The sequence below is a fragment of the Halomonas sp. A020 genome (assembly GCF_027943625.1).
In the GTDB taxonomy this organism is placed as follows: domain Bacteria; phylum Pseudomonadota; class Gammaproteobacteria; order Pseudomonadales; family Halomonadaceae; genus Vreelandella; species Vreelandella piezotolerans.
In genome coordinates, this window is record NZ_AP022850.1 from 2,862,475 (window position 1) to 2,888,531 (window position 26,057).

At 58.7% G+C, this 26,057-nt stretch carries 26 protein-coding genes; 15 read left to right on the forward strand and 11 right to left on the reverse strand.

Going from position 1 to position 26,057, the window contains the following annotated elements; all coding sequences use genetic code 11:
• Nucleotides 1–9: 9 nt before the first annotated feature.
• From pepQ to FRH_RS13355, 7 genes are all read right to left on the reverse strand, one after another.
• Nucleotides 10–1,308, reverse strand: a complete 1,299-nt coding sequence (gene pepQ, locus FRH_RS13325) for a Xaa-Pro dipeptidase (RefSeq protein ID WP_281997018.1) — start codon at nt 1,306–1,308, stop codon at nt 10–12.
• A 12-nt stretch (nt 1,309–1,320) separates the two neighbouring features.
• Nucleotides 1,321–2,232 carry a LysR family transcriptional regulator gene (locus FRH_RS13330; protein ID WP_153843829.1) on the reverse strand — a complete coding sequence of 304 codons (912 nt, stop codon included), beginning with the start codon at nt 2,230–2,232 and terminating at the stop codon, nt 1,321–1,323.
• A 49-nt stretch (nt 2,233–2,281) separates the two neighbouring features.
• Nucleotides 2,282–3,343, reverse strand: coding sequence for an oligopeptide/dipeptide ABC transporter ATP-binding protein (locus tag FRH_RS13335; protein WP_139528145.1), 1,062 nt, complete (start codon nt 3,341–3,343; stop codon nt 2,282–2,284).
• Entirely contained in the window at nt 3,340–4,356 is a 1,017-nt protein-coding gene (locus FRH_RS13340; protein WP_281997019.1) for an ABC transporter ATP-binding protein, read from the reverse strand. Before FRH_RS13340 ends, FRH_RS13335 begins: the two co-directional genes overlap by 4 nt.
• Nucleotides 4,357–4,363: 7 nt before the next feature.
• Nucleotides 4,364–5,308 (reverse strand): ABC transporter permease, encoded by a 945-nt coding sequence (locus FRH_RS13345; RefSeq protein ID WP_139528143.1) that lies wholly within the window; start codon nt 5,306–5,308, stop codon nt 4,364–4,366.
• A complete protein-coding gene (locus FRH_RS13350; protein WP_239297137.1) occupies nt 5,305–6,354 on the reverse strand; it encodes an ABC transporter permease in 1,050 nt (349 codons plus the stop codon). The genes FRH_RS13345 and FRH_RS13350 overlap by 4 nt, the downstream gene beginning before the upstream one ends.
• 134 nt (nt 6,355–6,488) lie before the next feature.
• The gene (locus FRH_RS13355; protein WP_159341895.1) at nt 6,489–8,060 is read right to left on the reverse strand and encodes an ABC transporter substrate-binding protein; all 1,572 of its coding nucleotides are present in this window, start codon (nt 8,058–8,060) and stop codon (nt 6,489–6,491) included.
• 276 nt (nt 8,061–8,336) lie between these two features.
• On the opposite strand from FRH_RS13355, the gene FRH_RS13360 reads away from it, so the two are divergent.
• Nucleotides 8,337–8,849, forward strand: a complete 513-nt coding sequence (locus FRH_RS13360) for a hypothetical protein (RefSeq protein ID WP_239286222.1) — start codon at nt 8,337–8,339, stop codon at nt 8,847–8,849.
• Between the two features lie 6 nt (nt 8,850–8,855).
• On the opposite strand, the gene FRH_RS13365 is transcribed toward FRH_RS13360, so the two are convergent.
• Nucleotides 8,856–9,248, reverse strand: a complete 393-nt coding sequence (locus FRH_RS13365) for a glutaredoxin (RefSeq protein ID WP_239297133.1) — start codon at nt 9,246–9,248, stop codon at nt 8,856–8,858.
• Between the two features lie 239 nt (nt 9,249–9,487).
• Between FRH_RS13365 and mpl the strand changes: the two genes are divergently transcribed.
• Genes mpl through FRH_RS13380 form a run of 3 tightly spaced genes read left to right on the forward strand, consistent with a single transcriptional unit; the run spans nt 9,488 to nt 12,158 of the window.
• On the forward strand, nt 9,488–10,873 hold the full coding sequence (gene mpl / locus FRH_RS13370; protein WP_281997020.1) for a UDP-N-acetylmuramate:L-alanyl-gamma-D-glutamyl-meso-diaminopimelate ligase: 1,386 nt from the start codon (nt 9,488–9,490) through the stop codon (nt 10,871–10,873).
• Entirely contained in the window at nt 10,870–11,538 is a 669-nt protein-coding gene (locus FRH_RS13375) for a flavin prenyltransferase UbiX (RefSeq protein WP_281997021.1), read from the forward strand. Before mpl ends, FRH_RS13375 begins: the two co-directional genes overlap by 4 nt.
• Nucleotides 11,535–12,158 (forward strand): LysE family translocator, encoded by a 624-nt coding sequence (locus FRH_RS13380; protein WP_281997022.1) that lies wholly within the window; start codon nt 11,535–11,537, stop codon nt 12,156–12,158. The genes FRH_RS13375 and FRH_RS13380 overlap by 4 nt, the downstream gene beginning before the upstream one ends.
• Before the next feature lie 10 nt (nt 12,159–12,168).
• On the opposite strand, the gene FRH_RS13385 is transcribed toward FRH_RS13380, so the two are convergent.
• From FRH_RS13385 to FRH_RS13395, 3 genes are read right to left on the reverse strand one after another with little or no spacing between them, the layout of a single operon-like run.
• Nucleotides 12,169–13,566 carry a bifunctional DedA family/phosphatase PAP2 family protein gene (locus tag FRH_RS13385; RefSeq protein ID WP_159341899.1) on the reverse strand — a complete coding sequence of 466 codons (1,398 nt, stop codon included), beginning with the start codon at nt 13,564–13,566 and terminating at the stop codon, nt 12,169–12,171.
• Between the two features lie 28 nt (nt 13,567–13,594).
• Entirely contained in the window at nt 13,595–14,521 is a 927-nt protein-coding gene (locus FRH_RS13390) for a diguanylate cyclase (protein ID WP_239286212.1), read from the reverse strand.
• Nucleotides 14,518–15,372, reverse strand: coding sequence for a hypothetical protein (locus FRH_RS13395; protein ID WP_281997023.1), 855 nt, complete (start codon nt 15,370–15,372; stop codon nt 14,518–14,520). The genes FRH_RS13390 and FRH_RS13395 overlap by 4 nt, the downstream gene beginning before the upstream one ends.
• Before the next feature lie 143 nt (nt 15,373–15,515).
• Between FRH_RS13395 and FRH_RS13400 the strand changes: the two genes are divergently transcribed.
• The 11 genes from FRH_RS13400 to lipB all read left to right on the forward strand — a co-directional run bounded on the left by FRH_RS13400 (nt 15,516) and on the right by lipB (nt 26,027).
• Nucleotides 15,516–16,823 (forward strand): glutamate-5-semialdehyde dehydrogenase, encoded by a 1,308-nt coding sequence (locus tag FRH_RS13400; RefSeq protein WP_139528134.1) that lies wholly within the window; start codon nt 15,516–15,518, stop codon nt 16,821–16,823.
• The gene (gene nadD / locus FRH_RS13405; RefSeq protein WP_239297126.1) at nt 16,820–17,494 is read left to right on the forward strand and encodes a nicotinate-nucleotide adenylyltransferase; all 675 of its coding nucleotides are present in this window, start codon (nt 16,820–16,822) and stop codon (nt 17,492–17,494) included. Before FRH_RS13400 ends, nadD begins: the two co-directional genes overlap by 4 nt.
• Nucleotides 17,495–17,634: 140 nt before the next feature.
• Entirely contained in the window at nt 17,635–18,021 is a 387-nt protein-coding gene (gene rsfS, locus FRH_RS13410) for a ribosome silencing factor (protein WP_153843855.1), read from the forward strand.
• Nucleotides 18,018–18,485 (forward strand): 23S rRNA (pseudouridine(1915)-N(3))-methyltransferase RlmH, encoded by a 468-nt coding sequence (gene rlmH, locus FRH_RS13415; protein ID WP_239286206.1) that lies wholly within the window; start codon nt 18,018–18,020, stop codon nt 18,483–18,485. Before rsfS ends, rlmH begins: the two co-directional genes overlap by 4 nt.
• An 86-nt stretch (nt 18,486–18,571) precedes the next feature.
• Complete coding sequence (mrdA, locus tag FRH_RS13420; protein WP_139528131.1) at nt 18,572–20,479, forward strand: penicillin-binding protein 2; 1,908 nt, start codon at nt 18,572–18,574, stop codon at nt 20,477–20,479.
• Between the two features lie 2 nt (nt 20,480–20,481).
• Nucleotides 20,482–21,642 (forward strand): rod shape-determining protein RodA, encoded by a 1,161-nt coding sequence (gene rodA / locus FRH_RS13425; protein WP_139528130.1) that lies wholly within the window; start codon nt 20,482–20,484, stop codon nt 21,640–21,642.
• A 44-nt stretch (nt 21,643–21,686) separates the two neighbouring features.
• Nucleotides 21,687–22,712: a lytic murein transglycosylase B gene (mltB, locus tag FRH_RS13430; protein WP_239297124.1), complete on the forward strand. Its 1,026-nt coding sequence runs from the start codon at nt 21,687–21,689 to the stop codon at nt 22,710–22,712.
• Complete coding sequence (locus tag FRH_RS13435; protein WP_139528128.1) at nt 22,705–23,670, forward strand: septal ring lytic transglycosylase RlpA family protein; 966 nt, start codon at nt 22,705–22,707, stop codon at nt 23,668–23,670. Before mltB ends, FRH_RS13435 begins: the two co-directional genes overlap by 8 nt.
• Before the next feature lie 69 nt (nt 23,671–23,739).
• Complete coding sequence (locus tag FRH_RS13440; protein WP_139528127.1) at nt 23,740–24,939, forward strand: D-alanyl-D-alanine carboxypeptidase family protein; 1,200 nt, start codon at nt 23,740–23,742, stop codon at nt 24,937–24,939.
• A 105-nt stretch (nt 24,940–25,044) separates the two neighbouring features.
• Nucleotides 25,045–25,356: a DUF493 domain-containing protein gene (locus FRH_RS13445; protein ID WP_139528126.1), complete on the forward strand. Its 312-nt coding sequence runs from the start codon at nt 25,045–25,047 to the stop codon at nt 25,354–25,356.
• Nucleotides 25,357–25,358: 2 nt separating this feature from the next.
• Complete coding sequence (gene lipB, locus FRH_RS13450) at nt 25,359–26,027, forward strand: lipoyl(octanoyl) transferase LipB (protein WP_239286200.1); 669 nt, start codon at nt 25,359–25,361, stop codon at nt 26,025–26,027.
• Nucleotides 26,028–26,057: the final 30 nt, after the last annotated feature.

Here is a 26,057-nt window from a genome sequence, read left to right on the forward strand (position 1 = left end):
AGGGAGTGGCTATAACGTCAAGTTCTCAGATCCGCCTTCTGTCACTAGGATATTATCCTCGATGCGTATGCCTCCGCACACGGCGAGCCGGTCGACCAGCGTCCAGTCGATGGGGTGGGGCATTTTACGCAGTGGTGCCAGCAACATGGGAATGAAATAGAGGCCTGGCTCGATGGTGATGACCATACCGGCTTGCAGTGTACGGGTAAGACGCAGGGCTGGATGGGTGTCAGGTGCTGGCGATGGGCTCCCGTCTGGCTGCCTCAATCCGGCCACATCGTGTACCTGAATCCCTAATGAGTGGCCCAGTCCATGCGGGCAAAAGGCGCGGGTAACACCGGTTTCCACGGCGCTCTCTGCGCTGCCCTGATACAGTCCGTGCGAGATCAATATGTCGGCTAGGCCTCGGTGCATCTGCTCATGTAGCGTTAGAAACTCGATGCCAGGAACGATGTGGGTGATGAGTTCATCTTTCAGACCGTGCATGGCGCTGATTAACCCGCCAAATTCGCTGGGTGCATCCGGGCCTGCATAGGTACGGGTAATGTCCGCACAGTAGCCGCGAAAACGACGGCCCGCATCGACTAGCAGGCTATAACGCCGTTTGGGGGCTGACAGGTCATAGCGCTGATAGTGTAAGACCCCGGCATGCTCATTTAGACCGATAATGTTTTGATAAGGCACGTCCGACTCTCGCTGTCGGCTGGCCCCTAAATAGGCGAGCTGCACATCCAGTTCGGCCGACGCACCGATAAAAGCAGCATTAGCCGCTTGGTGGCCCGCGATTGCTAGTCGATTGGCTTCGCGCAGGCAAGCCACTTCGTAGGCGGACTTGACCATGCGCAACTCGTCGAGTTCGCGTACCAAGCCTTCGGGATGAAGTGTGGCGACATTGGCGAGGGGTGTCGTGCTCGCGAGCTCCTTCAGATCGCCGATCACGGCAGCGCGTCCAGTGAGCGGCGGGGTGATTTTATCGCTACATAAATGTACGTCGAACTCCGCCACCCAGGGTTCTTCAGGCAGCTGAGTCGGTAAGTGCCAAAAATCGGCAGGCGCGTACAGATAAAGCTGGGGGCGCTGATGGGGCTGAATCACCAGCCAGCTGTGCTGAACATCGGCCATCCCCACCCAATGAATGAAATGGCCGTAGGACTGAAAGCTGGTGGCATGGTCATCAGCGAAGTGGTTGTTCGCATGGCCGCTGTATATCGCCAAACTATCCAGGTTATGCGCCGCCATGCGCGCTTGATAAGCATGATTCAGTGCTTGGATGTGGTCGCGCTGCAGTTGATAGAGGGTTGCTGACATATAAACGTCCTTTCAAAGTCGGGGCGGTGAGAGCTGGCCCCACAAACTATCGAGTTCGGCATGGTGCTGGCTTTGGTGACGATACAACCGCAGCTCCATGGGTACGTCCCAGCGGCTGTCGCCCGCCCTGACCAAGGTGCCGTCAGCTAGCTCTGCGGCCACATTTCGCTCGGGTAGCCAGCTCATGCCATACCCCAGCAGCACCAGTTCTTTGATACCTGCTGCATAGAGGTTTTCGCTCTGTGCCGTTAAGTACGTGCTTTGCGGCAACCGTGCCAAATGTGCTTTGACAGCCGAGCCGAGTAGCCCACGTTTGGGGTAGGCCAGCCAGGGCACTGGCTGCTGGCGAGCGCCAGGCAGTAGTGCACACGGCGACCCGTCGTTTTTACGCCCGGTCACGGGAATTAGCCGTTCATGCCCAATGACTCGATAGGTGCAGGCGCTAGTGTCGATATCCAGATCGCAGCGTCCAACGGGCCAATAGCAAATCGCTAGATCGCACTCTGCCCGAGCCAGCGCCTGAAAGTAGTCGCTGGCCACCCAGCCCGTCGCGCGAAGGTAGGGCTGAATGCGCTCCTGCCAGCCGCTGCTGGCTAACCATTCCGGTAGAAAATGCGCCAGCAGACTTTGCGGTGCGGCTACCATGATTCGCCGCTGCTGGCCGGCGCTAATTTCACGAACGCGGTCGCGCGTCAAACGCACCCGGTCGGTGACCTGTTCGCAGAGCGTCAAGAACTCTTCACCCGCAGGCGTCAACGACAGCGGTAACGTTTGTCGGTTGATCAACGTGACGCCCATTTCCTCTTCGAGCAGTTTGATCCGCCTTGAAAAGGTAGGCTGCGTGACGTGTTGTTCGTCGGCGGCGCGGGAGAAGTGTCGCGTTCTGGCCAGGGCAATGAAGTCTTCTAGCCAGCGAATTTCCATGCCTTACCTCGCAAAACGACCAAGCGTATGGCGCTTGAAGGGGCCGCGCTCATAGGCGGCCTTCCTCAACAGCGTGACACGCTACGCGGGTGCCGTCATCCTGGGTTATCAAAGCAGGTATTTCTTGCTTACAGCGGGCGTTAGCATGGGGACAACGACCATGGAAAACGCAGCCGCTGGGTAAGTTGACCGGTGTCGGCACTTCACCCGACAGGCGAATATGCTGGGGGCGGTCGTCCTCCAAGCGGGGAATGGCCGACAACAATGCCTGGGTATAGGGGTGGCGAGGCTTGGCAAACAGCGTGGCGGTCGTGGCGACTTCACATACGGTGCCCAGATACATCACGGCCACCCGTGTCCCAAAGTGCTCGACCACCGCCAGATCGTGGGTAATGAACAGATAGGTCAGGTTGCGATCCCGCTGGGCATCCATCAGCAGGTTGAGCACCTGTGCTTGGATAGAGACGTCTAGCGCTGAAATGGGCTCATCGGCGACGATGAATTCGGGATCGACGGCCAGCGCACGGGCAATGGCAATTCGCTGACGCTGACCGCCAGAAAACTCGTGGCCAAAGCGCTTGCCCCAATCGGGGTCGATACCCACCGAACGCATCACCTCCTCGACTTTATCGAGGATCTGCTGGCGGTTCCAGTCGGGATGGTGCAGCCGCAGTGGCTCTTCCAGCGTCTGCTGAATGGTCATGCGTGGGTTCAGCGACGCGTAAGGGTTCTGGAAGATCATCTGCATGCGCTTGCGGTAGGGCAGGAGCTGCTTCGAGCTGAGATCGTCGATGCGCTGGCCGTCGTAGCGAATTTCACCCTCTGACGGAGAAATCAGCCCCATGACCGTGCGCGCCACGGTGGACTTACCGCAGCCAGATTCACCCACCACGCAGAGCGCTTCGCCGCGCTTGATGTCCAGATTGACGCCGTTAATGGCGTGGACATACTCCTGATGGCGAATCAGCTTGCCGCCTTTGAAGCGTAGCTGCTCCAGAAAATCACCGGAGAGTGAGAAACGCTTTTTAAGACCGCGAATTTGCAGTAGCGAGTCGTTGCTCGCTTCGTTTTGAGTCGGCATGGTCGCGATCGTTTCCGCCTGGGCATTCATAGGCTCTCCTCCTTCAAGCGGCGATCTTCCAACATTTCCGCCACCATGTGGCAGGCCACGCGACAGTTGCCAGACTCGACGAAATCGGGGACTTGCTGGGTGCAGCCCGGCCGGGGGAGCCCGTCGGCGCGGTTGATAAAATCACAGCGGGGATGGAACGCACAGCCGCTGGGCAAATTAGAGAGTGACGGCATACTGCCACGAATCTGGTTGAGTTTTTCACCCGGCGTCGCCATTTGCGGCAGTGCATTGATCAAGCCTTGGGTGTAAGGATGTTGCGGGTCGTTGATGATTTCCCGCGTAGGGCCCTGCTCGATGACGCGGCCAGCGTACATCACCAGCATACGCTGGGTCACTTGGCTTACCACGCCCAGATCGTGAGTGATCAAAATCAAGCCCACGTTGTGCTGTTCGCATAGCTCCAGCAGCAGCGCCATGATTTCGGCTTGAATCGTCACGTCCAGTGCCGTGGTGGGTTCGTCGGCAATGATGATGTCCGGGTCGAGTAGCAGGGCAATGGCGATGATGATGCGCTGGCGCATCCCGCCGGAAAGCTCGTGGGGATACTGATCCAAGCGCTTTTCGGGAGAGGGGATCTGCACCTGGCGTAGTTTGTCCAGGGCGATGGCCCGGGCTTCTTTGGTGGAGATGCGGCGGTGGGCCTTCAAGCACTCCACCATCTGTTCGCCGATGGAGAGCACTGGATTCAGTGTCATCATCGGGTCTTGGAAGATCATCGAAATGCGGTTGCCGCGCACTTTGCGCAGGCCTCGCTCCGACATGCTGTTGAGCTCTTTGCCTTCGAACGTGATGCTTCCGCCCGCAATGAAACCTGGTTTGGCGATCAAATTCAGCAACGAGAAGGCGGCGACGGATTTACCCGCGCCCGATTCGCCGACGATACCCAGGCGCTCGCCGCGCTCGAGAGTGAAGTTGACGTCGCGCAGGGCGCGTACTTCGCCCTGGCGCAGGGCAAAGCGGACGTCGAGTTGAGAGACTTCAAGAAGTGCCATGGTGTCCTCAGCCTTTGTAGAGTCGTGGGTTCATGACATCGCGCAGCCAGTCGCCCAGAAGATTGATCGACAGCACCAGCACGACCAGCACCGCACCGGGGATCAGCGTGATCCACCAAGAGCCTGACTGAATGTAGTCAAAGCCTGCTTTGATCAGCGACCCAAGTGAAGGGTGAGTTTCCGGCATACCCAGCCCTAAAAACGACAGCGCTGCTTCAGAAATGATGGCGTTAGCAATTTGCACCGTCGAAATGACGAAGATCGGTGACAGCGTATTGGGCAGCACGTGACGGAACATGATGCGCTTGCTGCGCAGGCCCATGACGCGGGCGGCGTCGACGTACTCTTTGTTTTTCTCGGCGAGTACCGAGGCGCGCACCGTGCGCGCGTACTGGGGCCACTCGGCCAAGCCGATGATCAAAATCAGCATCAGCACGGCGTACTGGCTGTAGAAAGCACTGCCCAAGGTGGCTTTCACCACGGCCCCCACGACGATGGCTACCATCAGTGTCGAGAACGAGAGCTGGATATCCGCCAGACGCATCAGGAAGGCGTCGACGCGGCCGCCCAAATAGCCTGCCATCAGCCCGAAGGTCACCCCCAACAGCGCTTGCAGCGCCACGGCGCCAAAGCCGATCAGCAGCGATACCCGCGTGCCGTAAAGGATGATCGAAAGCAGGTCCCGGCCCTGAGCATCGGTGCCCAGGGTATACATCGGGTCGGCGCCATCGATCCAGAAGGGAGGTAGCTCGGAGGCAAGAATGTCTATCTGTGCCAAGTCATAAGGGTCGGTAGGTGCCAGTAACGGTGCCGAAAACGCCGTCACGACCAAGCAAATGAACACGGCAAGGCAGAGCTGTGCCGTGCGGTCGCGCTTGAAGCTGTACCACAAAAAGGAGTCGCGCAGGCGCTCCCAGCGGCTTGGTGCGGGGGTAGAAGTGGACGTTGTCATGCGGGCTTACCAGTCAGTTTTACGGTGGGGTTCACGAAGCCGTAGATCAGGTCCACGATGGTGTTCGTAACCACGAAAATGACGCCGACAATCATCAGGTAGGTCACGATGAGCGGAATGTCGGCACGGTTGATGGCGTCGAGGAACATCAGCCCCATGCCCGGCCATTGGAAAACGGTTTCGGTCAAAATGGTGTAGGCCACCATGGTGCCGATTTGCACGCCGCCCACGGTAATCACCGGCAGCATGGTGTTTTTCAGCGCATGGACGAAATAGACCCGGCGCATGGAAATGCCTTTGGCGCGGGCGTACTTGACGTACTCGGACTGCAGCACTTCCATCATTTCCGCGCGGATCAAACGAATGAACAGCGGCAGCATGATCGAGGCCAGCGAGACAGCGGGTAGTACCAGGTGCTGTAAGCCGTTCCAGGTTGCCAGGTTGGTATCCCAGTGACCCACCACGTGCACCAAGTCATAGCCACGGCCAAACGACGGCATATTGCCTTCGGTAGAAAGCAAGCCATTTAGCCAAGCCCCCCAAGCCGTGCTCTCCGGGAAGAGCGAGACGGTAATACCAATCGAGAAAATTTGAATCAACACGATGGCGGTCAAAAAGACCGGAATCGAAATACCGATAATCGACGCGCCCATAAAGAATCGAGAAATGGGCGAGCGCGGTTTGATCGCGCTATAGACGCCAATGGGCACGGACAGCAGCACGATGATCAGCGTGGCGGCAAAGACCAGCTCTAGGGTGGCGGGCAAGTGCCGAGCGATCACTTCCAGCGCCGGTTCGCGGTAAAAATAGGAGTCGCCAAAGTCACCTTGAACGGCATTTTTGGCAAAGCGCACGTACTGAACCAGGAAGGGGTCGTTGAGCCCCAACCGTTCACGAATGGCTTCGCGCTCACTTTCGGGGACCGACTGTCCGACCATCTGCTGTACAGGGTCACCCAGGTTATCCTGGATGGCGAAGGCCAGTACACTGATGACAAACATCACCAATATTGCGTGCATCAGCCGCTTGATTAAAAAAGCAATCATGGCGTACGCCACCTATGTAGGTTAATCAGAGACGCGCCGCATCAGGGCCGGGGCGACCCATAGAAAACGCTTCGCCCTCCAGCATGACTGGAGAGCGAAGCATCCTTGCGCGGGTGTTCGGTTCAGCGTGGGGCTTAGCGTTCGATCACTAAGTCACCCAGGTAGGGGAAGTCCAGTGCGCTAACGACCGGCTCAACGTCGACGCCTTCCGCTGCCGCGTAGGCCAAGTTTTGCCAGTGTAGCATGACGAAACCAACGTCTTCATACAGCATGGCTTCGGCTTCACGCAGCATATCGTTGCGTTTCTCGAGATCGGTTTCGCCGTCGGCTTCCGTCACCAGCGCGTCGATCTCTTCATTGCAGTAGCTGCCATAGTTGTACTGGCCAGCACCGCTCTCTTCATCGATACAGAACGAGAGATACTGGAAGAAGTTAGCAGTATCTTCGGTATCGGCGTGCCAACCGATCATGGCGATGTCGGACTGGCGGGTGTCGTACTCGGGCCAGTACTGGGCCAGCGGCATGGTACGCAGGTTCACCGTAATGTTGATACGTGCCAACATGTTGGCCACCGCCTGAGCGATTTGCGCATCGTTCACGTAGCGGTTGTTGGGCGCGATCATATCGACGCTGAAACCCTCTTCGTAGCCCGCTTCGGCCATCAACGCTTGGGCGCGTTCTAGATCGTAGCGCGGAACGAGATCCGGATTGTGGCCCGAGTAACCTTCAGGAGAGAACTGGCCAGCCGGTGTGGCGAAGCCGCGCATCAGGCGGTCGGCGATACCTTCCTGATTGATGGCGAGGTCGACGGCTTGGCGAACGCGAGCATCCTGAAAGGCCTCGACTCGCTCTTCGTTGAGCTGGAAGCCAATGATACGGGTGCCGGGCACTTCGACCAATTCGACACCGTCGGCTTCACGCACACGATCCAAGTCGTTGGGCGGAACGGCATCGATGAAGTCCACGCCACCGGAGAGGAGGGCCGCTACGCGGGAGGCGTTTTCAGCGATCGGCGTCAAAATGATTTCAGAAACGTTGCCTTCGCTTTCGGTATCCCAGTAATCCTCAAAACGTTTGAAGTCGACGCGGACACCCTGGCGGCGGTCGGTGACGATGAACGGGCCGGTGCCTGATACGTTACGTGAAGCGAAGGAGTTCCCCGCTTTGACGATCTCGGCTTTGTCGTTACCCTCTTCGGTTTCGCCCGTGTAGAACTCGCTATCCATCGGGAAAATGTAGGTAGCAAGGTTCAACAGCAGCGGATAGGGCTCAGACGTGGTGATTTCGACGGTGTAGTCGTCGATGGCTTCTGCGCTAGCCACCGGATCAAAAATGGCGCGGTAATCCGGGCTCTCTTTCAGACGCTCAATGGTCCATACGACGTCTTTCGCTGTGAAAGGGTTACCGGAATGGAAAGTAACGCCTTCGCGCAGGGTCATGCGCATGGTGGTGTCGTCTACCTGCTCCCATTCGGTGGCCAGGCGCGGCTCGAATTGGAAGTCTTTGGTCCAGCGTACCAGCGGGTCGAAAGCGAGGTGCGAAAAACGCAATACGCCTCCGGAGAGCTGCTCGTGCAGGTCCAAGGTTTCAGGGTCGGCAGAGTAACCAATACGCAGGGTTTCTGCGCTTGCCGTCATCGGCAACATGGCGGTTGCTGCTACGGTTGCACCAATCACAGAGGCCAGTAGTGTCTTCTTGAGCGTCATCTTTGTTCCCATGTATGTTGTTTATTGTTCGCTTTGCTGGACATGTCGCAGACGCATCAATGACCAGCAAAACAGACACGGTCAGCTCGTAAGCTATGCTGACAACATAGAGAGAGGTCATAGCGTCATACAATCGAAATAATGACTGGCCTCATTCATCTGATAAATGATGAGGCTAACGACGCACGTTGTAGACCAGGGTGTTAGACAAAAGTCGATGCGTGCCAGTGCTTTGGCTGGCTAGCCTCGAACAGACCACAGAAGGTGTCGTAGGCGATGTTCAAACAAGGGGTTGGCTGGCTACTCGCCAGTGCATTAACGGGCGGTGCGCTGTTAGCAGGCGCTGACGAGTCGGCGAATATAGTCGGGACATTGGACGGTGACGAGCGTGCTTGGTTCGTATTACGACAAAGTGACGATTCCAATGCGACGTTCATGGATGTCGGCGACCAGCGACAAGTCGAGGTCACCGGTTTCGTCGACCCGCTGGAGTGGGATGCCCAAGAGGCGCTGGTTCTGAGTTTCGTACTGGAGGGGGATGAACTCGTCTCGGCCAAGGTCATGCAGCTCATTGGACCCACGGCCATACCACCCCTTTACACCTCGGAAGGAGGCAATATTGATGTGTCATTGAACCACGTGGAGCAGCAAGGGCGCGAGTTACACCTGCAAGGCGAGATTCACGGCGTTTTAGCGCTTCAACACGACGCTGAGACACCCCCCAGCATATCGGAGGGCATCGATATTCGCGTTAACTTCGAGCTGGCCGCACAAAGGGTAGAGTTCTAAAAGTCGTTAGTGACTCGCAAAGCGCTGATGCAGCCAGCGGTTGATCTCATCCGATTCATAGAGCCACGTTGCCTGGCCGTCATCATGCTCAATTTTCAGGCAGGGGACTTTGACTTTGCCGCCGCCATCCAGCAGCGCCTGTTTGTGGTCGGGGTCCAGCTGGGCATCCCGCAGCTCGATGTTGAGCCCCAGGCGCGCCATCTCTTTACGCACTTTGATACAAAATGGGCACGTTCGAAACTGATAGAGCGCGAGTTTCTGGCATTCGGCATCGACGCGTGCTTGCTCTTCTGGAGAGCGCTCCACGGCGGAAGGGGTCGATAGCTTCTCTGAGATCAGCATGACCGGCGCCAGCAAGATGCGAACACCTCTAAAAAAGTAGCGAATCAATACACGCATGATGGACTCCTGTTCTGCCCTATGGGTCACGGTGCAGGGCTGTCAATGTAAATGGCGAACAATAGGTGGGCGCATCCTGCAATAAATCGTCTCCATTGTCACTTTCTCGGCCGTCTGTCCCCTCTCTTCTTGCGAACAAGGTGAGCATCATCGCGTGGCGTGCTAATCTCAGCGCTCGCTGATTGGTAGGTTCGGTAAGTTCAATCGTTTGAAATGGTTAGGAAGGGAGCGCTTGGCCCATGCGTCTGCACATTATCGGTATCTGTGGCACCTTTATGGGGAGCCTTGCACTACTCGCGCGGGAATTGGGCCATGAGGTGAGCGGCTCCGATGCCAATGTGTATCCACCGATGAGCACGCAGCTCGCGGAGGCGGGCATCACCCTGATGGAAGGCTATCGTGAGGAGAATCTGTCGGGTGCCATCGACTTGGTGGTGGTGGGTAATGCGCTTTCGCGAGGGAACCCCGAGGTCGAGGCGCTGCTCGATAGTGGCCTGCGCTACACCTCCGGTGCGCAGTGGTTGGCCGAGCATGTGCTCCCGGGGCGACAAGTGATTGCCGTGGCGGGCACTCACGGTAAGACGACCACCGCAAGCTTATTGGCGTGGCTACTGGAAAGCGGAGGCCTATCGCCCGGCTTTCTGATTGGTGGCGTGCCGCGCAACTTTGGTGTTTCCGCCCGTTTGGGCGCGCTTGATGCTCCCTTCGTGGTGGAGGCCGACGAATACGATACGGCATTTTTCGACAAGCGCTCCAAATTCGTGCACTACCGCCCGCATATCGCGGTGATGAACAATCTCGAGTTCGATCACGCCGACATTTTTCCAGACTTAGCCGCCATCGAGCGACAGTTTCATCATTTAGTCCGCATCGTACCTCGCAAGGGGCAGTTGCTGGTCGCCGATCAACAGCCTGCGTTGGAACGGGTGCTCTCGATGGGCACGTGGTCGCTGGTGTCCCGTTTTGGCACCGACGCCAGCAGCCAATGGCAGCTTCGCTTGGAGCGTCCCGATGCCAGCCGTTTTCAGGTGCTCCATGTCAGCGACCAGGGCGAGGAGGATGGTGTCGTCGAGTGGACGCTCACTGGTGAACATAATGCGCGTAACGCCTTGGCGGCGCTGGCCGCTGCGCGTCTGTGCGGGGTGCAGTTAGCGCGCGCCTGTGCCGCGTTGGCACGTTTTCAAACGCCCCGTCGCCGCCAGGAGCTCCGAGGAGAGGTCAACGGTATTCAGGTCATCGATGATTTTGCTCACCATCCCACGGCGATTGCTGCCACGCTGGAGGGCTTGCGCGCCGCCACGACCAAGGGCCGCCTGCTGGCGGTGATCGAGCCGCGTTCCAACACCATGCGCTTAGGCGCGCTGCGTGAGCGATTGATTGATAGCGTTGCCGAGGCAGATGCGGTGTTTTGGTTTCAGCCCAGCAACGTGGCTTGGTCAATGGAGTCGCTCGTCGAGGCCCAGGGGGAGCGCGCCGCACTGTTTGACGACATCGAGGCGCTGGTGGAGACCGTGGTCACACAAGCGTCACCGCTAGATCGTATCGTGGTGATGTCCAACGGTGGCTTTGAAGGGGTACATGAGCGTTTATTGAACGCATTGACCAAGCGGGAGCTACAAAAGTGACGACGACGTTCAAGCCACCGGTCACCGTTGCCCTTACCGGGGCATCAGGTGCTCAGTACGGTCTGAGATTGATCGATGTGTTGGTGAAGGCTGGGCACGAAGTATGGGTCATGATTTCTAAAGCAGCCCATATGGTGATCGCCACGGAAACCGATGTGTCCCTTCCGGCTCAGCCGCAGCGTTTGGTCGAGGCGCTGACTGAACGCAGCGGTGCGCAGCCTGGACAGATCCGTTGTTTCGGTCGCGAGGATTGGATGGCACCGGTGGCGTCTGGGTCGGGCGCACCGTCGGCCATGGTCGTTTGCCCTTGCTCAACGGGCACATTGTCGGCAGTCGCCACCGGCGCGAGTAACAACTTGATCGAGCGGGCGGCGGACGTCGCCATCAAAGAGCGTCGCACGCTGGTCATGGTGCCGCGCGAAAGCCCTTTTTCGCCGATTCACTTAGAGCACATGCTGGCGCTGAGTCGCCTGGGGGTAGTAATTCTGCCCGCCGCGCCGGGGTTCTATCATCGTCCCCAGCGCCTGGAAGATTTGATCGACTTCATCGTGGCGCGCATTCTCAATCAGTTGGGGATCGCGCATACGCTGATGCCGCGCTGGGGCGAAGAGCAACACGCCGCGGCCACCTCTCGCGATGCGCAAAACAAGGAAGGTTCGTCATGATGTCATGGGCGACGCTCTCGGTCTTCGTACCGACGTTTCTCTTCGTCTCGTTAACACCAGGCATGTGCATGACACTGGCCATGGTGTTGGGCATGACGCAAGGCGTCAAGCGCACTCTGTGGATGATGATCGGGGAGCTTATCGGCGTCGGTTTCGTAGCGGCGGCGGCGGGGGCGGGCGTCGCTGCGTTGATGCTGCGCCAGCCCGAACTATTCATCGCCTTCAAGTGGGTGGGCGGTGCCTATTTGGCTTATTTGGGCATCATGATGTGGCGCTCACGTGGGCGAATGGCCATTCCTAGCGAGCTGGATACGGGGCCCGCGGCGGGGCGTATTCAGTTAGCGACTCAGGGGCTGGTCACCGCGGTGGCCAATCCCAAGGGATGGGCATTTTTCATGGTGCTGTTGCCCCCCTTTTTGGACGGCAGCAGGCCTTTGGCTCCGCAGTTGAGCCTGTTGATCGCGGTGATTCTGACCATCGAATTTGCCAGCATGCTGGTGTATGCCACTGGTGGGAAAACGCTACGTAAGGTGCTAGGCAAAAGTGGTAATGTCAGGCTATTAAACCGTATTGCGGGTACGTTGATGATCGGTGTAGGTCTTTGGCTAGCGCTTGGTTGAGCGTAACGCCTCAGACGGGCGGAAAGAACGCTACGCGTACGCTCAATAGCACGAGTGGCCCCAGCAACAGCGCTGCCCAGGGCAGCGCTGGCAGCGGTGGCCGATAGCGGCGCTGCCAGTTGATTTGAACCACGGCGCACACGACCAATCCCAGCAATGCACCGCCGATGAGATCACTCAGCCAGTGAACGCCCAGCACCAAGCGTGACAGCGCCATCGGCAGCGCCGTTACCATGGCTAGCCAATAAACCCACATGCGCCTTTGTCGAGGCAGTCGCGATGCAGCGAAAGCGGCGAATAGGCCAACGACGACGACCCAGGTCGATGTATGCGCGCTGGGGTAGGAGAACGACCCGGTCAGATACTCCGGTGTGTCGGGCCTGGGTCTTGCAAAAACGGCCTTACCCAAGGTATTGAGCGCGCCGATGCCTCCCAATGCCAGCGCTCCATGGGTCAGTAAATCCCACCGTTTGATCCAGACGAGCCAGCCGAACCAAGGGAGCGTCAGCGCGACGATTCCAGCCTTGTCACCTATTTTGGCGAGCACCAGGCTGGTCGCCGTCAGCCAGTCGGTGTCGAGCCAAGCGAAGAGCCGCTGTGCCTGAAGGTCGATCATCAGTGGCTCGGGGTGCTTCAGCACCAGCAGTGTCCACGCGCATGCCAAGGTGAGCGCGAGGAGCGATAAGAACAGCGACGCCAAGGGCACCTCGCCACTACGGCTCATGGCTAGCCAGGGGCGCCGTATGGCGGGTACGCGCCGAGCCAGCCGAGCGATGAAGAAATACACACGGCCATCACGTCCCACCTGAGCCCGCCCCCATGAGAACACGATAGCGAGCCCCACGATGCTGGCGGCCATGACAAAAAGGGCCATCTCCACGTTAGCAGGAAGGTCGAGCCGTTGCTGCCAGGTGTGGCCCAGCAAGTAGCCTGGTAGCAGATAGGCCGGAGCCCAGAGTGCAGCCGACGTGATGTTGGCCAGTAGAAAAGTTCGCGTTGGCATGTGCATCATGCCAGCGACAAGCGGAATGATAGGGCGCACCGGGCCGACGAAACGGCCAATGAACACCGAGTAAACGCCGTAATGCTCGAAGAAGCGCGCTCCTCGGCCCAGCCACTCTGGATGTTGCGATAGCGGCCAGCGTGTCAGCACACGCTCGCTGTAACGCGCGCCCAGTAAGTAGCTCAAGCCGTCGCCAAGTACGGCCCCGATGAAAGCCGCGCCGATTAGCCAAGGGAGGGCAATCATCTGATGCCCTGCCATCGACGCGGCCGCCGTGATCAGTACGACGCCTGGCACGAGTAATCCCACCAGCGCGAGAGATTCAATCAGCGCAATGCCCAGTACCAGAAGTAATAGCGCTGTCGGCGAAAGCGAAAGAGAAAGGAGCGTGTCAGCAGTCGGCAAGAGTGAATCCATCCACAAAACAAGAAAACTAGACGTTGGCCATCGCGTCGGCGCGTGCTTCTAGTCGCTGTATGTAGCGCTCGAAGCTCTCTTTGCGTAGCGGCAGGCAGGTGGCGATGCGGACTTCCAGCTGTCCGGTCTCGACCAGTACGCAGTGTGACAGCGACCGCTGCAGCCGTTCACGCACGAGCAGCGCGCCGCTCTCACTGGTATCTGGCAGCACCAGCCAAAACGTAGCGCTGCCTGCGCGGCCCAGAATGTCGTGGTCTCGGCAGCGACTGTTGACCTCCTGACACAGCGCGGCTAACAGTGCCGTTTGGGCCCGCTGGCCAAACTGCTCTCCGGCCATGTCCAATTGCGGGAGGTGGAGCACCAAGACGGCCAAGCGTTTGTTCAACATGGCAGCACGCTGGAATTCGTTGTTCAAGCGCTCTTTTAACGTGTCGACATGGTAGGCGTTGCAGTCACTGTCATTGGGGTCCGTGGCGCGAAGCAATGCGCGACGTCGGGCGTGTTCCCAAGGAGGCAGCGCAAGCAGCAGGGCCAAGACGACAACACCTAGCGAAAGTGGTATGACGCCGACCGGCGCCAGCCACCACCAGGCGATCAAGCTCGCCGTGTTGACCGCCAGCGCACTCCATAAAGGAAGCAGCAAAAACGTCGCAGCAATCGGTAATCCCCACCACAGGGAGGACGTTTCCACGTTGGCATTCACCGCGCTTAGCACGACGACGTAGGTGCTGATCAGCAGTACCAAGCGAGGCAGCGCCGGCTGAGTGCCCTGGCCCACGTGCATTAACAGGCACGCTAATAGCAAGAGTGACACGAACAGAGGCACCAGCAACTCGCGGTAGCTACCCATGGCATAGAGCCATAGCGTATAGGCGACCATCGCGATAATGCTAGTACCGTAAGCCAAGGTCATGAGACGTTTTGGGGAAAAGAGGGTATTCATGCCACCTCACGTAGGTGGGATGCTGGAAAGTGGCTCAACTCGTCGAGCGTCAACGCGGCAAGCTCGATGTCCATCAGGGGGGTGTGTTGCGTGAGCACGTTATCAGGCAGGGCGGCTACTAATAGCGTCCGGCGGCTGGCAGCTTCTCCTGGGGTTTTGGAGAGCATCAAGGTAGCCAGCGTCGTGCTGTTGAGACGGTAGACGTTCTCGAAATCGTAGGTAAGTTCGCATAGTTTTTGTGCCACCGGCCAAAGCTGGCGTCTTCTTACCCGAACGATGAGTACGTCGGCATGAATGGCTTCACGCTCGGAGCGGGTCTGTTCGCGTATCAAGTCTCGCAACAACTGCTCGCCAGCCCACAGATTCAAACCGGGTATGAGGCGTAACCGCTGACGAATGACGCCATTGATCGTCAGCAGTTGGTGGGTGCGCGACATGGCCAGCAGCAGTAGGATGCTCAAGGAGAGTGTCATCAACAGCCATTCGGGGAGCGGGATATGAGGTAGCAGCACGAGGCAACTGACCAGCGCAGCGCCACCGTTGAAAACGGCCGCCCAACGATCCTGGGGTAGCATGAACACGGCCCCCCAAGTCCAAATGAGTAGCGCATGTCGGTCTGGTGCGGAGGCGATGAGTCCCAGCAGAAGCGTGCCTGCGAGCATTTGCCAGGGCAAACCTCGGGAGCGGCGATGGCTAAAATCCAGGATCAAGGCGGTGATCAAGAGCCAGCCGATGGAGAGCCACATCATGACGGCCGCTGCAGGTTCCGCGCTGGGTATCCAGAGCGATAAAGCGACGGCCGCGGCAAGTAGATTAGCCTTCAATAGGCTGATTTTGTATTTGCTTTGCATGGTGGCTTACTATTTACCTGATGGCGAATGTCCCTAGCATAACGCATTGCTTGGCCTCGTCCTTCGAATCAATCAGTATTAGGCCATTCGGCGATACGATACGCCGCACTTCATCGGTAACGCTTACGACACAGGGAGATCGCATGCGCGGTTCTGAGACATTCCAACAAGACGCCCAACACCATCTGGCTGCCGGGGATGTGCCCGCGTACATGCAGCAGGTAGGGAAAAGTGCCCGAGCCGCTGCCAGCGTTCTGCGTCGCGCCGATACGCATGTCAAGAACCAAGCGCTGATCGCCATGGCATCGCGTGTCGATGCCGCGCGCAGCGAGATTTTACAGGCCAACGCGCAAGACATGCAGCGAGGGCGAGAAAACGGCCTGGATAGCGCGCTGTTGGATCGTTTGTCGCTCAATGATCAGCGCATTGACGCAATGATCGAGGGACTTCGTCAAGTGGCTACTTTGCCGGACCCCGTCGGCGAGATCGACGGTATGCGCTATCGCCCGAGCGGTATTCAAGTGGGCAAAATGCGTGTGCCGCTGGGCGTGATCGGCATCATTTACGAGTCGCGTCCCAACGTGACCATCGAAGCCGCTAGCCTGTGCCTGAAGTCGGGCAACGCCTGCGTATTGCGCGGTGGCTCTGAGGCAAGCGCTTCCAACGCGGCGCTGAGCCGCTGTTTACAGGCAGGGCTGTCCGATGTGGGGCTTCCAGCAGGCACCGTGCAAGTCGTGGCGACGACCGACCGTGCCGCCGTAGGGGAGATGATCGCCATGCCAGCGTATATCGACGTGATCATTCCTCGGGGTGGTAAATCGCTGATCGAGCGCATCTCCCGCGATGCCAAAGTGCCCGTCATCAAGCATTTGGACGGCGTGTGTCATGTCTATATCGATGCGACGGCCGATCCTGCCAAAGCGCTGTCCATAGCGGTCAATGCTAAAACTCACCGCTATGGCACCTGCAACACCATGGAAACCTTGTTAGTGGACGCTGCGGTTGCAGATATCTTACTGCCAGAGCTGGCCCGGGCATATGCCGAGCACGACGTCGAGCTGCGTGGCTGCGAGCGTACACGAGCACTATTGCCCCAGGCGCTCGAGGCCAGCGAGGAGGATTGGCAAGCAGAGTACCTGGCTCCCATCCTGGCCATCAAAGTGGTGGACGGCGTGGACGAGGCCATCGAACACATCGAGCGCTATGGCTCCCACCATACCGATGCCATCGTGACACAAGATTACTCATTGGCGAGACGCTTCATGGCAGAGGTGGATTCGAGTTCGGTCGTCGTCAATGCCTCGACTCGCTTTGCCGATGGCTTCGAGTACGGCTTAGGCGCTGAAATCGGTATTTCTACCGATAAGCTGCATGCCCGTGGGCCGGTGGGACTTGAAGGATTGACGACCCAGAAATACATCGTGCTAGGTGACGGTCAGGTTCGCCAATGAGCGAGACATCAAGACGCCCGCCGCCATTGCGGGTGGGCATGATGGGGGGCACTTTCGACCCGGTTCATCATGGTCACCTGCGCAGTGCATTGGAAGTGCGTGAAGCCCTGGGGCTTGCGACGCTGCACATGGTGCCTGCGCCACAGCCGCCCCTGCGCGATACACCCCAAGTATCGGCCGCCCAGCGCTTTGCGCTCCTGCAAGCGGGCATTGGCGATGCCTGTGGTCTCGTAGCCGATGATCGTGAGCTTCGACGGGAGGGCCCTTCCTACAGTGTCGATACGCTGGCGGAGCTTCGCCAGCACTACGGCGACGAGGTGTCGCTGGTCATGGTCATCGGCCAGGATGCGTTTTTGCGCTTGGCCAACTGGGACCGCGCCGAGCAGGTGTTTGGGCTGGCGCATGTGGTGGTCATTGCGCGTCCAGGCTATCCATCGCCTTGGCCGTCCGCACTGAAGGAACTGGTTGGCCATCGCGAAGTCAGTAGTGTCAGCGAACTGATGACGCGCACGCGGGGTGGTGTTTTACAGTTGCAGCTGCCATCACGGATGGCGATATCGGCAACGTACATACGCCAACGGTTGAAAGAGGGGAAAAGCGTGCGGTATCTGGTGCCTGAAGCGGTGGAGCAAGCAATTTTCAGTGAGCGGCTTTATCAAACCGGTGAATAGCGCTGGCAGTCGCGAAAGAAGCCGTTACAATGGCCCGCTTGCAGTTCGGTGCCACCGATCAGGTGGTGCCGTCATCGCATTTTATCAATCGACACGTCATCACCATACGTCACTACCACAAGGGGTTGCCTTCAGGAGTCATGCACATCGATACACTGAAAAACCTAGCGATCGACGCGCTAGAAGAGCTCAAAGCACGTGATATCACGCAACTCGACGTTGCCAAACTCACCGAAGTGACCGACCTGATGCTGATTGCCAGCGGTACCTCGACTCGTCACGTGGCGGCCCTGGCCCAAAATCTCGTCGAGAAAGCCAAAGCATCCGGTCTTCATCCCCGGGGCGTAGAAGGCGGCGACAATGCAGACTGGGTACTGGTCGATCTGGGTGACATCGTCGTCCACATCATGCTGCCCGAAGCGCGTGCGCTCTACGATCTCGAGCGGCTATGGGCAGACTTGCCCAGCGATGCTGGCGCGGTGAGTGAATCGCTCAAGCAGTTCGAAGAGCGAGCCACGATGTCATGAGGATTCGGCTGTTAGCGGTGGGAACCAAAATGCCCGCGTGGGTAGAGCAGGGCGTCGAGACCTACCGCAAGCGGCTCCCTCGGGATTTCACGCTCGAAATCGAAGAAATTCCTCTTGGTCAGCGCGGTAAGAATGCCGATATCGCCAAAGCGCGTTCGCAAGAAGCACAGCGCATTCGCGAAAAACTGCGCGGCGATGAGATCGTGGTCGCGCTCGAAGTCAAAGGGAAGCCTTGGACCACCGAGCAGCTCGCCCGAGAAGCAGATGCTTGGCGTATGGAGGGGCGGGACGTCGTTCTGCTCGTCGGCGGTCCGGACGGTTTGGAGCCTTCTCTGTCCGCCACGGCGGACAAAGCGTGGTCTCTCTCGCCGCTGACGCTGCCCCACCCACTCGTCAGAATCATGCTGGCAGAACAGCTCTACCGCGCCTGGACACTGTTGGTGGGTCATCCCTATCACCGCTAGGCGTTAAAGGCCGATCGACGGCTAAATTGTGTTTACTCCCCACTGGGGCCGCCGCTTTTATTGTTTTGTGAGAGTCCTCTGTTGCCATGCCTCAGCGCCGTGACACGCTAAAAATTCCCGAGCAAGAACTGCGTATTTTCCGTGTCAGGGCACTGCTCGCCGTGTTAGTGGTCGTGGTGCTGACTAGCCTGTTGGTTAGTCGACTAGGCTACCTGCAGATCGTGCAGCACGATCTCTACAGCACTCGCTCTGAAAAAAACCGCGTACGGGTCGAGCCTCTGCCGCCTAATCGTGGGTTGATCTACGACCGCAACGGTGTGCTGTTGGCGGAGAACCGGCCTACCTACAATTTGACCCTGGTGCGTGAGCGAGTCGATGATCTCGATGAGACGCTCTCTTTGCTGGTCGATCTTCTGGAGTTGCCTGAGGAGGAGATCGAGGCGTTTCAAGTGCGTTCCCGCCAGCGCCAGCGACCGTTTCAGCCTGCGCTGTTGATGAGCGACCTGAGCGAAGAGCAGATCGCTCGGCTGGCCGTCAATCGCCACCGGTTGCCCGGCGTCGAAGTCGAGGCTCAACTGCTTCGCTACTATCCCGATGCGGACGTCATGGCCCACGCTCTGGGGTACGTCGGGCGTATCAACGCAGAAGAGCTACAGGAGCTCGACCCAGGACGCTATGCGGGTACCCATTTCATTGGCAAAACCGGCGTCGAGCGTTTTTACGAGACTGAACTCCACGGCGAGGCCGGACTACGTAAGGTCGAAACCAACGCACGGGGCCGCGTTCTACGCGAATTGGGCCGTACCGACCCCGTGCCCGGTGCCAACCTCACCTTGACGCTCGACCGCTCCTTGCAAATGCTGGCTTACGAGCTGCTTGATGGGCGACGCGGTTCCATCGTGGCTATCGTGCCCAGCACTGGCGAAATTTTGGCGATGGTGTCGACCCCTGGATTCGATAGTAACCAGTTCGTGACCGGCATTGATGTCGCTTCTTATCGAGCGCTGCAGGAAGATATCGACCTGCCGCTGTTCAACCGTGCCATTCGCGGTCACTACCCGCCGGGGTCGACCATCAAGCCCTTCTTGGCGCTGGCAGGGTTGGTCGAGGGCGTGATCACCCCGGATAGCACCATCAACGATCCCGGTTTCTATCAATTACCCAACGATTCTCGCCGCTATCGTAATTGGCTGCGCTGGGGGCATGGGCGTGTCGATATGGAGCGCTCCATTGCCGTATCGAATAACACCTACTACTACTCTCTTGCCCACGACCTCGGTATCGACAAGCTCCACGAACAGATGACCAACTTCGGCTTTGGCCAACGCGTGGCGCACGACGTTCAGGGAGAAAGCACGGGGCTGATGCCCTCGCGTGACTGGAAGCGGGCGCGGTTCAATCAGCCGTGGTATCCCGGCGAAACGCTCTCGGTAGGCATTGGTCAAGGGTATTGGCAGGTCACACCGCTGCAGCTTGCCAGCGCTACCGCTGCCTTGGCCAATCGTGGCCATTGGGTGAAGCCGCGCTTGGCCCTGCGTATTGGCGAGCAGCCGGTGCCTGAAGAGCTCCCCGATACGCTGCCCGATATCGAACTGGCCAACGATAACTGGTGGGATCGGGTATATAGCGGTATGGAAAAAGTGCTCAGCGGCAGCGAGGGCACGGCACGTCGAACTGGGGTGGGGCTCGAGTATCGCATGGGGGGCAAGTCAGGCACGGCCCAGGTGTTCTCGCTTGGTCAAGATCAGCGCTATAACGCGGAAGAGCTCGAAGAGCGCCTACGTGATCACGCGCTTTTCATGGCGTTTGCGCCCATCGACGACCCACAAATTGCGGTATCGGTCATCGTCGAAAACGCGGGGGGCGGCAGCACTCATGCCGCGCATTTGGCACGGGCGATGACGGATGCTTGGCTGCTCGAAGATGATGCCCCCGAGGTCGAGGAAGTCAAAGAGGTGTTAGAGGAAGATACCGCCAACGTGGAGGGCAACTAGCGATGCCTTGGCAACTGATTACCCGTTCGTTGCGGCGTTATCCAACGCGTCCGCCGGACAGCGGTATCGCCCGGCGCAAAAGTGTGTGGGAACGTATCCACCTCGATCCCTGGCTGCTCGGCATGCTACTGGTGCTGATGAGCGCGGGTCTATTGGTGCTTTACAGCGCTTCGGGGCAGCGGCTCGATACCGTCATCGCCCAGGCCATTCGGTTTGGCGTGGCGCTGGCGGGTATGGTGATCATCGCCCAGTTCTCCCCCTCGACGTTTTTACGCTGGGCACCGCTGGCCTACGGGGTGGGTCTTGCCATGCTGATTGCGGTAGAAATTGCTGGCGATATCGGCATGGGGGCCAAGCGCTGGCTTGAGATTCCTGGCGTCATCCGTTTTCAGCCTTCGGAGATGATGAAATTGGCGGTGCCGCTGATGGTGGCCGCATATTTGAACCGCTGCCAGTTGCCGCCACGTCTTCGCGATATCGTGGTCTGCGCGGTGATCATTGGTGTACCGGTCGTACTAACGGCCATTCAGCCAGATCTTGGTACCTCGCTGTTGGTGGCCAGCGCGGCGGTGATCGTCGTGCTGCTGGCAGGGCTTTCCTGGAAGTTGATCGGTTTGGTCGCAGCGCTGGGCGCGGCGGGCCTACCGGTGCTATGGATGAACATGCACAACTATCAGCGACAGCGGGTGCTGACGTTTCTAGACCCCGATAGCGACCCGCTGGGTTCCGGGTGGAACATCATACAATCCACTACGGCCATCGGCAGCGGTGGTCTATGGGGCAAAGGATGGTTAGAAGGTACCCAGTCCCAACTCGAGTTCTTGCCCGAGCGGCATACCGATTTCATCATCGCCGTGTTGGGTGAGGAGTTTGGCCTGGTGGGTATGATGGTGCTACTGACGCTGTATGTGATGATCGTGGGCCGCGGGCTGTGGCTGGCGGCATCGTCCCAAGATACCTTTGGTCGCCTGTTCGCAGGCAGTATCATTCTGACGTTTTTTATCTATGTATTCGTCAATGTGGGCATGGTGAGTGGCATCTTGCCGGTGGTGGGCGTGCCGCTGCCACTGGTCAGTTATGGCGGCACCTCTAGCGTGACCTTGTTAGCGGGGTTCGGTATTCTCATGTCCATACACGCCCATCGGCGGTTACTGCCACGCTGACGGTCAAGGTCGTAGCAGTATGAATTCACAGGAGTGGTGAGCAAATGAACAGGGCGCGAAGTCAAGCGGGTGGCTATGCCATTGCCATGCTAGTAGCGTGTTCGGCCCCGGCGGTCGTCGCTGAGGAAACGGTCAGTTTCGATCCGCAGCATAATCCGCAAACCCAGCAATTGGCTGACGAGCTGGCCGAGCAGGGCGTGCCAAATGCTTGGCTGGAGCAAGCGCTGGCTCAGGCAAGCTATCGACAGGAAGTGTTGGATGCCATGGCAGGCGCGGCCGAGCGTCGGCTGCGCTGGTTCGAGTATCGCGATATTTTTCTAACCGAGCAGCGTATCGACGAAGGGGCCGCGTTCATGAAGGCCCATGCCGATGCGCTGGCGCGTGCCGAGTCGGAATACGGCGTGCCGCCGGAGGTGATTACCGCCATCTTGGGTGTAGAGACCTACTACGGTCGCCACAAAGGGCGTCATAAAGTGTTGGACTCTCTCGCCACGCTGGCATTTCACCACCCGGTACGCGGCGATTTCTTTCGCGGCGAGCTAGCGGCCTTTTTGACCATCGCCTATCAGCAAGAGGTGGCACCCGAATCGCTCTACGGCTCCTATGCAGGGGCCATGGGCTACCCTCAATTCATACCTACCAGCTATCAAGCTTACGCCGTCGATTTTGACGGTGACGCGAAGCGCGATCTGTGGAATAACCCAGTCGATGCGATTGGTAGCGTTGCCAATTACTTCGCCGAGCATGGTTGGCAACGAGGCGGCGCGATTTACCATGAAGCCGAAGGCCCCGAAGAACTCCCTGAAGCGCTGAGCTTCAATCAGACGGTGCGCCCAAGCACGACGGCTGCCGAAGCCGCTGAGCAGGGTGTGGTGACGGAAACTTCCTTAACGCCCGATACGCCAGTGGTGCCACTGCTGCTTGAGGTCGCTGACGGCCAAGAGCGCTATCGGCTGGGGGAGTTCAACTTCTACGTGATTACGCGCTATAACCACAGCCACCTCTACGCCATGGCGGTCGCCGAGTTGGCAGAAGCTATCCAGCAGCAAGCCGAGGCCGAGAATGACTAAACTGCGGATCGATGTGCGCCTGTTAAGCGGCTCGCTGTTACTCGCGGCCTTGATCAGCGGCTGCGCCAGCTCTTCTTCACCGCAAAGAGTGGCGGGAGACGTAGGCGGTGCCAGCCCAGCGCCCAATGCTCCGGCGGCCGCCAGTGGTGAGCGCTACGCCATGTCAGGGGATGCCTACCCGGTGGCGCCGCCGGATGTCAGCACCGTACCCGATGCCGAGCCGCGAATCGAAGCGCCTTCCCGGGCGGGCAACCGTTCCACCTATGAAGTGTGGGGCGAAACCTATCACGTGCTCCCCGACTCGCGCGGCTATGCGCGCCAGGGTACGGCGTCTTGGTATGGTGAAAAATTCCACGGCTACGCCACGTCCAACGGTGAGATTTACGACATGTACAAAATGTCGGCAGCTCACCGCTCACTTCCGCTGCCCACCTTTGCCAGGGTCACCAGTTTGAACAACGGACGCTCGGTGATCGTTCGCGTCAATGACCGCGGCCCGTTCCATAGCGATCGTGAAATCGACCTCTCTTATGCGGCGGCAGCACGCTTGGGGATTCTCGATAACGGAACCGGGCCCGTGCGCGTCGAGGCGATCGACCCTGCTCAGTGGTTAGCCGAGCGTGGTCGAGGGGGCAGCGTTTCGTCCCCCCAAGCCACATCGGCGGCCCCCGCCGTTGCGGCTTCCACGCCTGTTTCTGAGACTCGGCCTGTTAGGGCGGCATCAGCCGAGCCGAGCAGTGGTCATGCCGTTTATTTGCAGGTGGCTGCGCTGGGGAGTGCCGAAGGAGCGCAGCAGCTACAACAGCGGCTGTCGGATGAGTTACCCCACGGCGTTCGAGTGCAAAGTGAGGCCGACGTTCACCGCGTTCAGGTCGGCCCCGTCAGTCCCAGCCAAGAGACACAGGCCCGTGAAGAACTTCGTCGCGCAGGCTTTCCTCAAGTATTTGTCGTGAGATAATCGCTCTCAACATGTGCCCAAGTGGCGTATCATGCGCCGCCATTTTTCTTTGTCAGTGAGAAGTATGTGATGAATGTAATGATGTCAATCCGCCGTACCGCCAAGCTCTGCCTCTTCGCAGCGATGACGGCCGTCGTCGCCCCGGCGATGGCTCAGGTGATCCCTCAACCCCAAACGATCATCCCTGCACCACCACAGCTTGCCGCGAGTTCGTGGATTTTGATGGACGCCAACAGTGGGCGGATTCTTGCAGAGCATAACGCCGATGAGCGTTTGCCGCCTGCAAGTTTGACCAAATTGATGACCGCGTACCTGGTCGAACGCGAGCTGGATCGTGGCACCATCAACCTGACCGATATGGTCAATATCAGCGAAAACGCTTGGCGTACCGGCGGCTCGAAGATGTTCATCGAAGTGGGCGATCGTGTTTCGGTGGATAATCTGCTTCATGGCATCATCATCGTCTCGGGTAACGATGCCAGCGTGGCCATGGCAGAACATCTGGCGGGTGGTGAAGCGCCGTTTGCCGACCTAATGAATCAGCACGCCACGCGTTTGGGCATGAACGATACCCACTTCATGAATGCCACTGGCTTGCCCCATGAGAATCACTACTCGACCGCCCATGATATGGCGCGTCTGTCTCGTCACATCATCAACGACTATCCCGAGCACTACGCCATCTATTCACAGCGTAACTTCTCGTTTGCGGGGATCGATCAGCCGAACCGTAACCGCCTATTGTGGCGCGACCCGACCGTAGACGGTCTGAAAACCGGCTGGACCACCGAAGCAGGTTACTGCCTGGTCTCTTCGGCGCAGCGTGATGGCATGCGTCTGATCTCCGTGGTGATGGGCACGAGTTCCGATGAGGCGCGTGCCCAGGAATCGCAAAAGCTTCTGAGCTATGGCTTCCGTTTCTATGAAACCATGAAGCTCTATGAGCGCGGCGCCGTGCTGGCAACGCCGCGCGTGTGGGGCGGGGACATCAACGAGCTACGTGTGGGGGTGGATGAAGAAGTTTTCATGACGCTGCCCCGCAATCGCAATGAAGAGCTCCGCGCCCGTCTAAATTTGGATGCTGACATTCAAGCGCCCGTGGCAGTAGGTGACGACGTAGGTACGCTGGAAGTCTATCTAGGCGAAGAGATGGTGGGGGAGCGCCAGCTCGTCGCGCTGGAAAACATCGAAGAGGGTGGGCTGTTCAAGCGCCTGTTCGATCAAGTGCAGCGTTTCTTCAGCAACTTGATCAGTAATTTCACCAGCTAAACGGCCAGTGTTGGGCCCAGCCTCTCACATACGCCTTGTATTGTGAGAGGCTGGGCCTTATTTATTGGGATTAGCCCAACGATTCACTTAATGTAAAGGCGAGTTATGAAAAAAGGTGCCAAGCAAGGGCTGCGTGATTTACGCCAGCCCGTGGCGAAAGAGCCACCCAAAATTACCTTCCCGTGCGATTACCCGTTAAAGGTCGTGGGCGATGCGGCTGACGATTTTCCGGCCACCGTGTGCCAAGTCATCGTGCGTCACGCGCCTGACTTCGATGAGACCACGTTGGAAGTCGTGGATAGTCGCAATGGTCGTTTCCAGTCCGTTCGAGTCACCATCGTGGCCACAGGGGAACAGCAGTTGAGCCAACTGTTCGACGAGCTGAAGGCCACTGGCCGCGTGCACATGGTGGTATGACCATGAGCGACGACGCCCCGATTGCTCTGCATCGCCTCGGTCATCGCCCCTATCTACCAGTATGGGAAGCCATGCGTGAGCTTACCGACACGCGCGATGAAAACACGGCGGATCAATTTTGGCTGGTCGAGCATGAGCCTGTATTTACCCAAGGGCAGGCGGGCAAGCCAGAGCACCTGTTGATGCCGGGCGATATTCCCGTGGTCAATACCGACCGGGGAGGACAGGTCACCTATCACGGGCCGGGGCAGGTGGTCCTCTATCCGCTGCTGGACGTGCGTCGGGGCAAGATCGGCGTGCGTGACTTGGTCACGGCGCTCGAAAATGCAGTGATCGACGTGCTAGACGCGTATGGAGTGCGCGGCTGGGCCAAGCCCGATGCGCCGGGGGTTTACGTAGAAACGGCCATGGGGGAGGCCAAAATCGCCTCGCTCGGCCTGCGTATTCGTCGTGGGGCCAGCTACCATGGCGTCGCGCTGAACGTCGACGGCGACCTGTCGCCATTTGCGCGTATCAATCCTTGTGGCTACGCGGGTATGCAGGTCACTCGTCTTGCCGATTTGGTCGATCTCTCTCATGGACAAGACGGGGCTAATGTTAAAGACGTTGGCGAACGGCTTGCGCAGGCGTTGGCCGCGCGACTGAAGCGTAGCCTGGTAGTGCCTGCGTAACGAAGACTGCCTGCAGAGCGCTGTATACAG